The sequence below is a fragment of the Noviherbaspirillum sp. genome, from assembly GCF_036846085.1.
Taxonomy (GTDB): Bacteria; Pseudomonadota; Gammaproteobacteria; order Burkholderiales; family Burkholderiaceae_D; genus Noviherbaspirillum.
The window spans coordinates 1-14131 of sequence record NZ_DAIUCO010000128.1 but is presented as its reverse complement, the minus strand read 5'-3'; the positions used below and the strand labels follow the sequence as shown (position 1 = coordinate 14131).

At 59.2% G+C, this 14131-nt stretch carries 14 protein-coding genes and 1 pseudogene; 8 read left to right on the top strand and 7 right to left on the bottom strand.

Features of this window, described 5'->3' with window-relative positions; translation table 11 throughout:
- The first annotated feature begins 147 nt into the window (after positions 1-147).
- The 6 genes from V7080_RS15310 (at position 148) to V7080_RS15285 (ending at position 5534) form a co-directional block, all read left to right on the top strand.
- A complete protein-coding gene (locus V7080_RS15310) occupies positions 148-1014 on the top strand; it encodes an STAS domain-containing protein (protein ID WP_334189260.1) in 867 nt (288 codons plus the stop codon).
- Positions 1015-1020: 6 nt separating this feature from the next.
- Complete coding sequence (locus V7080_RS15305; RefSeq protein ID WP_334189259.1) at positions 1021-1371, top strand: STAS domain-containing protein; 351 nt, start codon at positions 1021-1023, stop codon at positions 1369-1371.
- On the top strand, positions 1368-1811 hold the full coding sequence (locus V7080_RS15300) for an ATP-binding protein (protein ID WP_334189258.1): 444 nt from the start codon (positions 1368-1370) through the stop codon (positions 1809-1811). Before V7080_RS15305 ends, V7080_RS15300 begins: the two co-directional genes overlap by 4 nt.
- Positions 1796-2881 carry an ATP-binding SpoIIE family protein phosphatase gene (locus tag V7080_RS15295; RefSeq protein WP_334189257.1) on the top strand — a complete coding sequence of 362 codons (1086 nt, stop codon included), beginning with the start codon at positions 1796-1798 and terminating at the stop codon, positions 2879-2881. The genes V7080_RS15300 and V7080_RS15295 overlap by 16 nt, the downstream gene beginning before the upstream one ends.
- Positions 2859-4310, top strand: coding sequence for an ATP-binding protein (locus V7080_RS15290; RefSeq protein ID WP_334189256.1), 1452 nt, complete (start codon positions 2859-2861; stop codon positions 4308-4310). Before V7080_RS15295 ends, V7080_RS15290 begins: the two co-directional genes overlap by 23 nt.
- A 72-nt stretch (positions 4311-4382) precedes the next feature.
- Positions 4383-5534 (top strand): sensor histidine kinase, encoded by a 1152-nt coding sequence (locus tag V7080_RS15285; protein ID WP_334189255.1) that lies wholly within the window; start codon positions 4383-4385, stop codon positions 5532-5534.
- Between the two features lie 200 nt (positions 5535-5734).
- Here the strand turns inward: V7080_RS15285 and V7080_RS15280 are convergent, their stop codons facing one another.
- From V7080_RS15280 to V7080_RS15265, 4 genes are all read right to left on the bottom strand, one after another.
- Positions 5735-6403, bottom strand: coding sequence for an esterase/lipase family protein (locus V7080_RS15280; RefSeq protein ID WP_334189254.1), 669 nt, complete (start codon positions 6401-6403; stop codon positions 5735-5737).
- Between the two features lie 264 nt (positions 6404-6667).
- Complete coding sequence (locus V7080_RS15275) at positions 6668-7171, bottom strand: phasin family protein (RefSeq protein WP_334189253.1); 504 nt, start codon at positions 7169-7171, stop codon at positions 6668-6670.
- 273 nt (positions 7172-7444) lie between these two features.
- Entirely contained in the window at positions 7445-8056 is a 612-nt protein-coding gene (locus V7080_RS15270; protein ID WP_334189252.1) for a BON domain-containing protein, read from the bottom strand.
- A gap of 247 nt (positions 8057-8303) precedes the next feature.
- On the bottom strand, positions 8304-8576 hold the full coding sequence (locus V7080_RS15265; RefSeq protein WP_334189251.1) for a hypothetical protein: 273 nt from the start codon (positions 8574-8576) through the stop codon (positions 8304-8306).
- 327 nt (positions 8577-8903) lie between these two features.
- Here V7080_RS15265 and V7080_RS15260 point away from each other — a divergent pair, with 327 nt between their 5' ends.
- The gene (locus tag V7080_RS15260) at positions 8904-9203 is read left to right on the top strand and encodes a hypothetical protein (RefSeq protein WP_334189250.1); all 300 of its coding nucleotides are present in this window, start codon (positions 8904-8906) and stop codon (positions 9201-9203) included.
- A 170-nt stretch (positions 9204-9373) separates the two neighbouring features.
- Here the strand turns inward: V7080_RS15260 and V7080_RS15255 are convergent, their stop codons facing one another.
- Positions 9374-10135 (bottom strand): hypothetical protein, encoded by a 762-nt coding sequence (locus V7080_RS15255; protein ID WP_334189249.1) that lies wholly within the window; start codon positions 10133-10135, stop codon positions 9374-9376.
- Entirely contained in the window at positions 10135-11574 is a 1440-nt protein-coding gene (gene cls, locus V7080_RS15250) for a cardiolipin synthase (RefSeq protein WP_334189248.1), read from the bottom strand. Before cls ends, V7080_RS15255 begins: the two co-directional genes overlap by 1 nt.
- A 339-nt stretch (positions 11575-11913) precedes the next feature.
- Here cls and V7080_RS15245 point away from each other — a divergent pair, with 339 nt between their 5' ends.
- On the top strand, positions 11914-13710 hold the full coding sequence (locus V7080_RS15245) for a glycoside hydrolase family 15 protein (RefSeq protein ID WP_334189247.1): 1797 nt from the start codon (positions 11914-11916) through the stop codon (positions 13708-13710).
- 4 nt (positions 13711-13714) lie between these two features.
- Here V7080_RS15245 and V7080_RS15240 read toward each other — a convergent pair.
- Positions 13715-14131 (bottom strand): annotated as a pseudogene (locus tag V7080_RS15240) (SDR family oxidoreductase); the annotation flags it as partial.

Below are 14131 nucleotides of genomic sequence, written 5' to 3'. Positions count from 1 at the left end.
GCCCCCACCCTGTTACAATGCACTGCACCCCACGCCCCTATCCCCGGAATCCAGTCAGCGGTTCCCCTGGCAGGCCATCCTTTCCCCCTTCATTTGTTTTACCTGCCTCCTGGCCTGCAGGACCGCATGGATTTTAAGAGCGATTATATGAATAACGACATCAACGGCCAGCTGGCACACATTCTCACCGAGCATCATGATTCATTGCTGGAGGGCTGGATTGCAGGAATGCTGTCGCTGATGGTGCGGCGCGACAAAGTCGCCGAAGGCGCGATCCGCGAGCAAGCCGCGCGTTTTCTTCCGCTTTTGGCGAAGACGACCAAGAATGGACAGGCGCAGGATATCGACGCGCCGAACTGGAGCGAAACGCTTCAATTGCTGGCCGAAATCTCGCAGGCGCGCGTACGCCAGGGATTCGGTTCCATCGAAACCGCCAATTTCGTCTTTTCGCTCAAGAAACCTCTTTTCGCGCACTTGCGTACCGCCCTGGGTTCCGACGGCCAGGCGCTGGCGGAGCAAACGATGGCTACCAGCGCGCTGTTCGATAAGCTTGGCCTCTACACCATCGAGGTTTACCAGAAGTCCCGCGAGCAGGTCATCCAGCGCCAGCAGCAGGAATTGCTTGAACTGTCGACCCCGGTGGTCCAGTTGTGGCGGGATGTCCTGGCACTGCCGTTGATCGGTACGCTCGACAGCGCCCGCACGCAGGTGGTGATGGAAAGCTTGTTGCAGAAGATCGTCGATACCGGCGCTTCGATCGCCATCATCGATATTACCGGCGTACCGACTGTCGACACGCTGGTCGCGCAGCATTTGCTCAAAACAGTCGCCGCGGCGCGCCTTATGGGGGCCGATTGCATCATCAGCGGCATCCGCCCGCAGATCGCGCAAACCATCGTGCACCTGGGCGTCAATCTTGAAGACGTCACCACCAAGGCAACGCTCGCCGATGCGTTCGTTGTCGCCCTTCAACGTACCGGCTCATCGATCAGCTACGCCCATCACGGAAAGTGAGCTTGCATGGAACGCATTCCCATCCTGAAGCTGGGCAGTCTGCTGCTCGTGACCATACAGGTCGACATGCACGACCAGCTAGCCATGACCTTGCAGGACGATCTGACCGAGCGCATCGTGAAAGATCGCGCCCGGGGCGTACTGATCGACATTTCGGCACTGGACATCGTCGACTCCTTCATCGGCCGCATGATCAGCAATACGGCGGCGATGGCGCGCGTGCTTGATGCGCGCACCGTGCTCGTGGGCATGCAGCCCGCCGTTGCGATCACGCTGGTCGAACTTGGCATGACCCTGACCGGCGTCAAGACGGCACTCAACGTCGAGCAGGGCGTGCTCATGTTAAAGAACCCATGAGGCCGGCACCGGCGCATTTCACGCCCCATCACACCGACAACGACGCCGTCACGATGCCGCTACGGACCGATGAAGACGTGGTGCGGCTTCGTAAAGCTGCCCGGGACTACCTCGTTGCGACCGGTTTCGGCGTCCTCGATCAAACAAAGATGATCACCGCCGCCAGCGAACTTGCCCGCAATACATTGCGTTATGGCGGCGGCGGCGAAGCCCGGCTGGCGAAACTGTCCGACGGCACCCGTCGCGGGGTCAGCATGAGTTTTCAAGATGAAGGCCCTGGCATTGCCGATGTCCGGCTGGCATTGACCGACGGCTATACCACAGGCGGCGGCATGGGGCTCGGCCTGAGCGGCGCAAAACGGCTCGCGGACGAATTCGAGCTTGAAACCGCTCCCGGCAAGGGAACCATGGTTCGCATCGTCAAGTGGAAAGCCTTCTGAACATCCCAAGCCGACAGGCCGTATTTCCGATAGGTGAGTTGGGCGAGGTTTCCGCTGCACGGCGGGCAGGGGTGAGTCTGGCGCGCCGGCTCGGCTTTGACGAGACAATCGCCGGCAGGCTGGCGCTGCTCATTACCGAAAGCGCAACCAACATTGTCAAACATGCCACCCGCGGCCAAATCATTCTCAGAGTGATCTCGCAGCAATCACGCGACGGCATTGAAGTGATCGCCCTGGATTCCGGCCCCGGCATCACCAATCTGGCATCAAGCATGCGTGACGGCACATCAACTGCAGGCACATATGGCGTCGGACTGGGCGCGATCCGCCGGCTGTCCGATGACTTTGATATCTATACCGGCCCCGGCCGCGGTACTATCGTATGGATGCAGCTATGGAAAGATGCGGCCGGCAACGGGCGCCAATCTTTGAACGAACGGAATGAGCGGGACGAATGGGAGGTTGGCGTCATATGCCTGCCATTGGCAAGCGAAGACGAATGCGGGGATGACTGGGAGGTCGTCCACCATGGGCCCGGTTCCCTGTCGGTCATGGTCGCTGACGGACTTGGACATGGCCCGGACGCCGCGCGGGCATCACGCGGCGCCGTCAACGTCATCCTCCAGTCCGGCCAGTCCTCGCCGGCAAAGGTTCTCCACGATGCACATGCTGCACTGAACGGCACCCGGGGCGCGGCGGTCGCGGTTGCCTGCATCAGCACCCTGTCGGGACAATTGCATTTCGCGGGTGTCGGTAATGTCGAGGCCCGCATACTGGACGGCGACGCAGGCAGGAATATGGTTTCGCATAACGGGATTGTCGGCAGCAACCTGCGAAAGGTGCAGGAGTTCGCTTTTCCCTGGCTGCAGGAATCGATGCTCGTCATGCATTCGGACGGGCTCGGCACACGCTGGAATCTGGCCAACTATCCGGGCCTTTCAGCAAGGCACCCCGCGCTCGTCGCCGCCGTTCTTTATCGTGACTTTGCACGATCCCGCGATGACGTGGCGGTTTTAGCGCTCAGACGAGCGGTGAAATACCAGCCCGATGACAGAAAGAGCGTCCCATGATGAAAGCACCGTTCCGAAGACCAAACCCGTGATCCGCCGGATTCTCACCGTCTCGGTCAAAACCGAGATTGACGTGCTCGCGGCGCGCCAGCGTTCGCGGCAGATTACCGCGCTATGCGGCTTTACGAACCACGACCAGGTGCGGATTTCAACCGTGGTCTCCGAGCTCGCGCGGAATATCTATAACTATGCGGATTCGGGACGCATCGACTTCTCCATTTCCCAGGAACTCGCCACACAGAGCTTGATGATCCGGATCGAGGACCAGGGACCCGGCATCGCTAACCTTCACCAGATCCTGGCCGGCGAGTACCAGTCCGAATCTGGCATGGGGCTGGGCATCCTCGGTGCCCGCAGGATGATGGACGAATGCGATATCACGACCGTGCCGAATGAAGGCACGACGATTGTCCTGAAAAAGCTGTTTCCGCCCGGCGCCCCATTCCTGACGCCAGCCATGATCGGCGATATCGGGGCGCAAATCGGCACCTTGCAGTTGAATGTGGCGTTGTCCGAGATTCAGCAGCAGAACAAGGATCTGCTTGAGGGCTTCGAGGCGCTGAAGGCACACCAGGACGAACTGCTGCAGCTGACGCAGGAATTGAAGACCACGAATGGGAAGATGGTCGAGTTGAACGCCGAGCTTGCCGTGAAGGCCGAAGCATTGCAGCGTGCCGATGTGCGCAAGGATGAGTTTCTGGCGATTCTCGCGCACGAACTGCGCAATCCGCTTGCCGCCGTCGCGATAACGGCCGACGTACTGGAAAACGTCCCCGTGCCCGAAGCACGCGTGATCGAACTGGGAAAGATCATCGCCCGCCAGGTGGGCCATATGAGCAGGCTGGTCGAAGACCTGCTCGATGTATCGCGCGTCACCCGCGGGCTGGTCGCAATCCGGAACGATCCGGTGGATATGCGCGCCGTGGTGCTGGCGTCGCTGGAACAGAGCAGCCCGCTGGTCAAGTCCAAAGCACACTCCCTTCTACCGTCGTTGCCGGATGACGCCTGCCATGTATCCGGCGACATGACACGCCTTGTCCAGGTCGTGAGCAACCTGCTGACCAACGCCGCCAGGTACACGCCCGATGGCGGACGCATTGCCATCGACCTCGCGACGGACCAAGATTGCATCGTGGTGCAGGTTTCGGACAATGGCGTCGGGATCGATCCGGATCTCATGCCGCGCCTGTTCGATCTATATGTACAGGCGGAAGTCTCGACCGACGCAAGAACGGGCGGGCTGGGTCTTGGTCTCACGCTTGTCAAAAGCATCGTCGAACTGCACCGCGGAACGATTACGGTTTTCAGTGACGGCAAGGGGAAAGGCAGCAGATTCCGGGTGCAGCTTCCACGCCATCATCCGGACAATGGGATCCTCGGTTCATTTGATATTTGCCAGATGCCGACAAGCCATGGAGAAAAACTGTGATACCGAATCTGGATTGCCATGTTTGAGCAAGGCATGTAGAACACTTATTCATCAACTTTTCCCGGGGGTCCCATGCGAATATCTCGATTTATTACTGCCAACATGGAGAAAATTCTCGCGGAATGGGAATCGTTCGCCAAGACTCAACTGCCTGCCGCAACGGGCATGTCGGACCTTGCGCTTCGCGACCACGCAAAGCAGATGCTTGAAACCATTGCGCTGGATATCGAGACCGAGCAAACCCCGAGGCAGCAGTACCAAAAATCCAAGGGCCTTGACCTTGATGCTTCAGATGACGCCACTGCGGCAGCGACACACGGCACACTTCGGGAAAACAGCGGGTTCTCTCTGCCCCAGCTTCTTGCTGAATTCCGGGCGCTTCGCGCGACAGTACTGCGCTTGTGGCTGGCGCATATCTCACACTTTACCGAGGCGACATCGACCGACATGCTTCGCTTCAATGAGGCAATCGACCAATCGCTGGCAGAGTCCGCGGTAACCTACGCGGACCGGAACGCCCGGACGCGCGATACATTCCTGGCCATTCTGGGACATGATTTGCGGACGCCGCTCGCCGCCATGACGATGGCCGGCGACTTGCTCACGAAGCCGGAGACCAATATCGAAAAAACGCGGAAAATCGGCGCTCTCATCACGACAAGCGCCGCCGCCATGACTTCGATGGTCCATGACCTGCTTGAATACTCCCGGACACAGCTTGGTGAAAGCATGCCGATCGTACGTCGCCGGGTGGATCTGCAAGACGTATGCAGGGCGGCACTCCATGATGTCAGCGCCGCACACCCGGAATGTTCGTTCCAATTTGAAATGTCGGGGGACCTGGTCGGCTTTTTCGATTCCGTGCGGCTTCAGCAAGTGTTGACCAACTTGTTGGGCAACGCTGCGCAATATCGCGGGAAAGAGCATCCGGTCATGATTTTTGCAGAGGGCAAACGGGATGAAATTGCCATTCAGGTGCAAAATCACGGACCAGTCATCCCCGCGGAATCGCTTCAGGCAATCTTCGACCCGCTGGTGCAGCTTGCGGCCGAGGAAAACACGGATGGCCGGCCAAGAACGAGCCTGGGATTAGGGCTGTTCATCGCGCGTGAAATTACGGTGGCGCACAATGGGTCGATCAGTGCGGAATCGAGTGAAGGCATGGGCACCGTATTCACGGTCAGGCTTCCACGAACAGCGGAAGACAACCGTACGCAGGCATGAAGGAATTGCAACGGCGATTGTGAACCAGGGGCGGTGCGAACTGCAGCAATGGGCGGTATGCAAACCGGCCGGTTTTCTACAGCCACCTGGCCGGGATGGAGATAAGCCACAGGCATGCGCAGCGGCCTTCTCGTTCTCGGTACATCACAACATTGCCACGCACATCGCCATCGGACCGCCGTAGACATACCCCGGTAATTTCAACCCTGCACGTCGTAGTCGGATGTGGTCGCCGGCTGTTTGAGCAATTGTGCAAGGACGTTCAATATGACCGGATGATGGACCATGCCAAAATGACTGACGCCTTGCACTTCGATGTTGCGGTGCGCGCCAGACTCCGGTGCCTTGCACATTTCCCACTTTACGATACCGTCGGTCTGTGAATAGATTGATGTGGAGCTTACACGGTGGTGTCCGTCCTGGTATTGCGAAAGATCTGCGGCGTTGAATGGCGTTGCCAGCGTAATGACCTGACGAATCAGGTGAGGACAACGCATTGCAAGTTCGCGTGCATATATCCCGCCCAAGCTCCATCCGATCACCGACACCGATGCGGTGTGTTGATCGGAGATTGCTTCGACTTGTTCGGTCAGCAACAGCAACCAACGATCAAGGTCGAAACCATGGCCGGTGTTGACGCCCTGTTTCCAATCATAGGTGGCATAACCCAATTGCTGCAGTCGCATGCGAAGGTCCGCCGTGGCAGCGCCACTCGAACCGAGCCCGGGTATGACAAGCACAGGATGTCCGTCACCGTTTTCAGAAAAATCGGTCGGTTGCATGTGGCCGGCAATGTAATTGCACAGTGCATGATAGGGCTCTAGCGCCAACAACATGGGCGATGAAGAAATTGCGTTCAGAGTAATCATATTGATCCTTGATGTCCTTGAAGTACTGCAGGCGATCCGGGAAATCCATGTTGCCGTCACCAGGCTATGGCGCACAGCCCGCTCCATGGGGAACCGGCGGAGCGAGTCGATGCGGACAGGTCGAGAAGCAAGAAGTACTGGCCGTCTCTGTCGCTGCGGCCAACATGCTCATTTACCGGAAACAATCAGCGTCTTTAAAAAGGAAATAAAAAAGCCGCAGCATGCAACCGCTGCGGCCCTGCCTGACTTTACAGCAAACTTCGTTTAATGCGTTGCTTTAACGATGTTCCCTTGTACGCCGCGGTCACTATTCTGCTTGAATGAGGCCGTCAGCTTTTCAAAGTTTTCCTTCTGCCGCTGGGATGCTTTTGACGTTTCTTCCGATGCGCGCTGGGCAAGCTCTCTCACGACGGCTTCTGCCGTACGCGTGGACTCGGGCACGTGCGCTTCTACCGTCTTTGTCATGCCGACTCGGGCTTCGGCAAAGATGTTCTGAAGGTGCTGCTGATAGGCCCTGACTTTTTCTGCTGCAGGCTGCGACTGGCCAGCCACAATCGACAACGCTTCGTTCCGGTCCGATGCACTCAGCAATTGACGCGCGCTGACCAGCGATTCGTCCATTACGGTAGCGGCGACCTGGATGTTCAGTTCGTTCACTTTCTGGACGCTTTCAAACATATTCTTCGCCATATCCGTGAAAAAAGAGAATTGGGCATCAACTTGCGCTTTTATTGCAGGGGACATGGACTGCTGGGTGAAATTAAACATTGTTTTCCTTGGGCTTCGTTATCCTGAATTGAATAATTGCAGAATGATTACTACTAAAGGTAAGAGCAGGTCCGCGACGATAACGTTCCATCTTTTTTGTGCGCCGCATCATTGTATATCGCTATCGCCATCCGACTCCCTGCTTCATCGCGCACAGCAACAGAATGTGCATGCGACACAGTAATAACAATTCCTGCCAAGGCGGGAAATGGGAAAAACTTGCACCAGCGGCACTCCACCGATCCGGAATTCACAATAGGATGTTTTACAGACCTAATCCGCTCTTTCGATTGGAGACGATGCCTTCTTCGTCATCCATGAATTGACCGTAATCTGGCCGTTGACTCCGTTCACCCCGATCAAGGAGCTCACAATCTCTTCCGCGGTCCACCGCTCGTAACCGCAGGCCACATTACCCGACAGCGTCACCCAGCCGGAATTGACCCTCACTTTGATGGCGTGGTTTTCCCCCATCACCGTCGTCGCCAGCGCGTGCTCGCAATCTCGCCGTATGTCATCGTCGGTGCAGATACCCGGCTCAGGCAGGACGATTTTCAGGTGTACCGCTACGCTCCCAACACCCGCGATTCGTCGTGCGGCTGATTCGATCAGCCATTCTCCGCCATTGCTGTCAACGCAACCCGTCAAGGAAACAATTCCGTTTTCGACGTCCACGTCGATCGAGTCAGCATCGATTGAAGGCTCCAAACGCAGTTCGTCGATGATATCCAGCCTGATTTGCTCATCACCCCTCTTGATGCCGGTCGTGCCGACCACATCGGAACATTCGGGATTCAGCAGAACCCAACCGTCTTTCACGCGCCTTCTGATCGCGTCGAGCAGGTGGCCTCGTTTCACATCCACAGCAGTTTGAGAATCGCGCATGGCAGCGCTCCTTTTATAGGTGTACATGCCGAGAAGAATTGAGTTGCAGCAATCGGAAATCTCGGACTTTTTCCAGCTCCGCGTCGCGGATATCACCGCCGCTTCTTCCTGCTGTCATCTTCCACGCCATCTTCAACGACGGCTTCTTCATCGGCGTTCTGATAGCGGGATGTCGGCCATGGCATTGCAGCATGGCAGATGACATGCAGGCATGAAGCAAGAAGAGCCCGAACCACCCGGCGTGCGGCTACAACTGCGTTGCCTGTACCTCGCCATCGACAATCCTCTTTCCGTACCGTATTGCAAGGTCTATTGCGTCGCTGCTTCGTTCCGGCCAGGCGTCGGAGATCGGTGTTGCAAAGCGGCGGGAGCGGGCACCGTCTGACGGAATGGTATCGATAAGCACGACGGATGAAAATTTCTTCCGGCCGCTGGCATAGGGATCGTGATGTGTAGGAAAAATCTTCTCGGAGTATGCACGCAGCATGTGACCCCGGTACTCCGTGGCAGGCGTTACCATGGCCGTCCTCTCAAATGAGCCGACCGTCTGGAACAGGTTGTGAATTGCCGATGCGGAGACGGGCAGTAAGATGCATCGGACAAAATTACAATGCGCCCCATACGAAGATATAGCAAGCGGTATTTACTGAAACAATCCTATGCCTTGCATGGATGCAAGACCGCCGCTGACTGTTATCGATTTCATGGACACTACTTATTGGCGGGTTCTGTTCCGACGTTGCTGCAGGGAGCGGGCCAACGATTTAATCCGTCGGACTAGCGGACTTCTTCGTCGACATGGCGCACACTGACGTAACGAATTCCATGCTCATTATTGGAGATGAAGATGAAAACAATTGTAATTCAGAGCAACAAGCGGCCCGCATCGGATGATGCCTTGTCGAGGCTGCTTGGCCTCACCAAGGAAATGGAAGACAACGAGAATTCGACCATGTGGTTTGGCATCGAGAATGACTCGGGAGACGTGTACCGGGTCATTGGCGTGGAAAGCGCCGAGGACTACGTTAAAGTATTGAGGCAATTGAGTGCGGCGGGATTTTGGGTAGAATCGCTCGAGGCTGAGACGAGCGCTTCGCTGCATGCCGTCGTCAAGGCGCCGGGAGCTGTGCAATCTCTCCCGATATAGGCAACGACTTCAGAATTGCCTGGCCTGAAGGCAGATCATTGGCCGATCGAAGTGCATGCTCCTGGCGCCAGGCACAGAGTCTCCATGCAGTCCTGCCGCATGTTCCGGGGGAGAATCCGGTTGACGCCGCCAAGTTCAGGCTGATAAACAATAATGCGCGGCTTCGCGCGCTATCCGTCGAGGCCGGCGTCCTCGTTCCACAGGCTGGCCACCAATCTCAGCCGTCCCCTGATGCCCGGCTTGCCGGGATTCTCGAACGGGATTGTTATCTCGATCGCCCTGCCGCTCAAGGTCCGGACGTCGATGTCCTTGTCGTCGACCGGAGCGGCAGTGCCGGTCCATTGCGCATGCAGCTTCCAGTTCGAGTCGCCATTCGCGGGTGGCGTCATTTCGAAAATGATGGTGCCTCTGAAGAGATAGCTTCCTTCGTAGTGCTCGTTGATCCACAGCTTGCGGTCGATCTCGTAATCCGGCACGCGCACGCCCAGCGTCATGCTGTACGCGAGCGATTTGCGGCGGGTATTGACCCTTGCACGGTTGGCGAGGAAGACGGTCGACATATGCTGCGAACGGTATTTTTCCCGCTCTTCGGTCCATTGCCGGTGCGTCATGCAGGCAACGGAGTCTTCCTCGGCGGTCCGCCGCGTCAGGTACCACAGCTTGCCGCGCGGTGAGGCAAGCATGTCGAATTGATACAGCGCGTCGACGGCATGTCCCGCACTGACCTCCTTCTGCACCGGCTCGGGCAGCCGGATCTCGTCCACGTCGATCCACATGTCCACCCGCACATCGCCGAACAGGAAGCGGATCAGGTTCTGGAAGGACTCCTCGCTGTTCACGATGCCGAAGTATCCGGAATGCGCACGGAAGGCGAAGGATTTCGCGCAGGGCCTGCCCGAGCGTTCGATCTGCACCGGTAGGCCGGGCCGCATTACAAGTACGGCGAAAGCAGGCGTGCCAGTCCGTCCCGCAGGCGCACGAAAAATGGCCGGCTGCGCAGTTCTTCGGCCGAAATCCGCTGCGCCAACGCGAGCCTTGCATCAATGAGCGCATCCAGTTTCGCCGCGAGGGTCCGGTCGTAGCATTCCAGGTTGTATTCGAAGTTGAGCCGCAGGCTGCGCGCGTCCCAGTTGGTGGAGCCGATCAGGGACCATACCCCGTCGACCAGGAACACCTTGCTGTGGTCGAACAGCGGGCCGCTGAAATAGACCCGGCAGCCCTTGTCGATCAGGTCGGCCAGCAAGGGCCGGGTGGCCCAGTCCACGACGGGGATGTTGCTGCGCAGCGGCAGGACGATGTCGACCACGACGCCGCGCAGGGCCGTCACTTTCAATGCGCTGAGCAGCACATCGTCCGGCACGAAGTAAGGAGTGACGATGCGCACGCGGTGCTGCGCCACCGAGAGGGCGCCGAGCAGGATCTGCAGCATGTTGTCGAGGTCGGCGTCCGGGCCGTCGGGAATACCGCGGGCGGCGATCATCCCGCGTTCGGCCAGCGGCGGAAACCAGGCTTCGCCATTCAGCTGCTCCCCGGTGGCAAACGCCCAGTCGATGGCGAACGCGCGCTGCATGTCGGCGACGACCGGCCCTTCGATCCTGAAATGCAGGCAGTTCAACGGATAGGCGGGCCGCAGGCCAAGCAGATGGCCGACGCGGATGTTCATGCCGCCGGTGAAGCCGGCCTGTCCGTCGACGACAAGAATTTTCCGGTGATTGCGCAGGTTCGCGTACCGGAACAGCCTCGGCACCCGGGTCGGCAGAAAGGCCTCCGCCTGGACACCGGCCCTGCGCAACTCGCGCACCATGTCCGGCCGCGTATAGCGGGCGCCGACGCCATCGATCAGGACGCGCACCGGCACGCCGCGCTGTGTCGCCCTTTGCAGCGCCTGCAGGAACATCCGGCCGGCATCGTCGTTGTCGAAGATGTAGCTCAGGAGCGTGACCGAACGCTGCGCGCCGTCGATCGCCGCCAGCATCGCCGGATAGGCTTCATCGCCGTCGACCAGGGGCTCGATGCGGTTGCCCTTCACCAGCGGGTTGCGGGTGATCTGCGCCGACAGCCGGATCAGTCCGGCGAACGTGGCATGGCAGGCCGCGATCTCGACATCGGCCGGCACCGGCTGGATATCCCGCAGGCCGCCCCTGCCCCAGCTTTTTTCCAGGCCGATGGCGATAGCGGCACGATGAATGCGGTTGATGCCGAAACACAGGTAAAGGATGGCGCCGCCCAGCGGCACCATCCAGGCAAGGCCGGTCCAGCCGATCACCGACTGCACATGCCGCTTGCGGAACACGGCATCGACCGTCACCGCGAGCGCGGCCACGATATGGAAGAAGGAGACCACGAGGGGTGCAAAGTCGGTGAGTGTCATCGCCGTTCAATTGCATGTCATTAAGTGGATTTGCCCGAAAGGACAATGATGTGATGTTCGTGTCATTTCCGGCAACTATTTTATTGTCGGACTTTCACGAACGTGGGAGGTTCTTGATACGCATCAGCAAGAACCGGCCGCAATGGACGGCGCAGGCATTTGGCGCTGCATACAATCGATGGATGCATGCATGAAACGGCAACGCATTGTGCATGGACAACATGGTTGAAAGGAGAAGAGCATGACGCTAGGAAGCGCGCATCGCCCATTCATCAGGCCTCGCCTGTGTTTCCCAATTGAAATTTTTAGCCAACGTGAATGTCGTTTCGCATGCCGGCTATGAGATATCCGCCGATCGGCGACTATGCCCTGCTCAGCGACTGCCATTGCAGCGCACTGGTATCGCGCTACGGTTCGGTCGACTGGTGCTGCATGCCGTGCGTCGACGATGACGCCTGTTTCGGCAGACTGCTCGACTGGGACAAGGGCGGCCATTGCCTCGTCGCGCCCACCGCGACGGACGTGACATCGACCCGGCGGTATGTGGACGGATCGATGATCCTGGAAACCGTGTTCTCCACTTCCGAAGGCGACGTCCGGCTTACCGATTTCTTTGCCATGAACGATGAGGGACCGGAGAATCCGCCGCTGGATCTCGTCCGCCTGATCGACGGCATCTCCGGCGATGTCGAGATGCGCATCGACGTCGTGCCGCGCTTCGACTATGGCGAGATCATCCCGCGCATGAAGCGCCATCCGTCCGGCATGTTCACCGCGATCGGCAGCAACCAGGGACTGATCATTCATTCCGACAGCCCGCTCGACGTCGTGTCGCATTGCGACCTGCGCGGCACCTTCCGCATCCGCGCCGGCGAACGCGTGCGGCTTGCCGTGCAGTTCGAGTTCCCGGAGAAAATCACGTCCGAAGTCACCGCGCAGGCCATCAATCCGGGCGACCTTGACCGCCACCTGGAAAGCACGCGCCGCTGGTGGACCAACTGGTCTTCGCGCATGCATTCGTCCGTCACGCTCGACGAGCATACCGTCCGTTCCACCATCGTACTGAAGGCACTGACCTATGAGCCGACCGGCGCCATCGTCGCCGCCTCGACCACATCCCTGCCCGAGTGGATCGGCGGCGAGCGCAACTGGGACTACCGCTTCAGCTGGGTGCGCGATTCGGTCTTCACCATCCGGGCATTGCAGGAATTGGGCTATGCGACCGAAGCGGACAAATTCCACCGCTTCATCCAGCGCTGCTCCGCCGGCAGCGCCGACCAGTTGCAGATCATGTACGGCGTCGACGGCAACCGCAGGCTGATGGAAGTCGAACTGGATTGGCTGGAAGGCTACCGGCAATCACGCCCGGTCCGCATCGGCAACGGCGCGGCGAAGCAGACCCAGCTCGACATCTACGGCGAGCTGCTGGAAATGGCGTGGGAATGGCATCGCAACGGCCATGAAACCGACCCCGACTACCTGGATTTCCTGGTGAGCGTCATCGGTACCGTGTGCCGCCGCTGGAGCGAGCCGGACTACGGCATCTGGGAAGTGCGCGGCGATCCTGTCCACTATGTGCATTCGAAGGCGATGTGCTGGGCGGCGATCAATCGCGGCATACAGCTCGCCCAGGCCACCGGCATCGATGCGCCAGTCGATGAGTGGGCCCGGGTCCGGGAGGACATCCGCGCCGCCATCGAAAGCCGCGGATATGACCAGGAACGCGGCGTGTTCCTGCAGGCCTTCAACAGCAGCGAACTGGATGCCGCGCTGCTGATGCTGCCGCGTGTCGGCTTCGTGGCGTACGACGATCCGCGCATGCTGCGCACCGTCGATGCCATCTGCAGCGACCTCGACCGTGACGGCCTGCTGCTGCGGTACCGCGGACCGGATGGCCTGAAAGGCCCGGAGGGCATGTTCCTGCCCTGCACCTTCTGGCTGGTATCCTGCCTTGCCAATCAGGGCAGGATGGCGGAAGCACGCATTTATTACGACCGGGCGCTTGCCTGCAGCAATGAGCTCGGCTTGTTCTCGGAGGAGTACGACACCGCATCGAAACAGATGCTCGGCAATTTTCCGCAAGGGCTCACTCATGTGTCGCAGATCATGGCCTGGCTTGCCCTCGCCGGGAATTGAATGTTCAGTCCGCGATCGCGACCGCCAGTAGCAAAAACAGCATGAGGAGGACGGCCGCAATGACCGCATTGCGATGCGCCGTCAGCCGGAACTGCAGGCTGGACGGTTTCGCGCTGGCGTCGAAGCGGCCATGCGCGCCGCGGTCGCCCGGCGCGGGATGGTAAAGATTGTCTTTCCTGTCCGGCGGCAGCGGCTGGTCGGTGAGCTGGCCGGAATACGCCATTTTCGCGAGAAGATGATCCAGCAGTCCCGGCACGAGCCGGGTTCCCAGGATCGCTTTTACCGCCGGGAAGCCGACCCACAACTCGCGCCGCGGACGCTCGGCCGCGAGCAGGATGGCTTCCGCCGCCAGCTCCGGCTGGAATATCGGCGGCACCGGCTGCGGCTGCCTGTCGAAGCAGGTGCGGCCCCAGTCGAACTG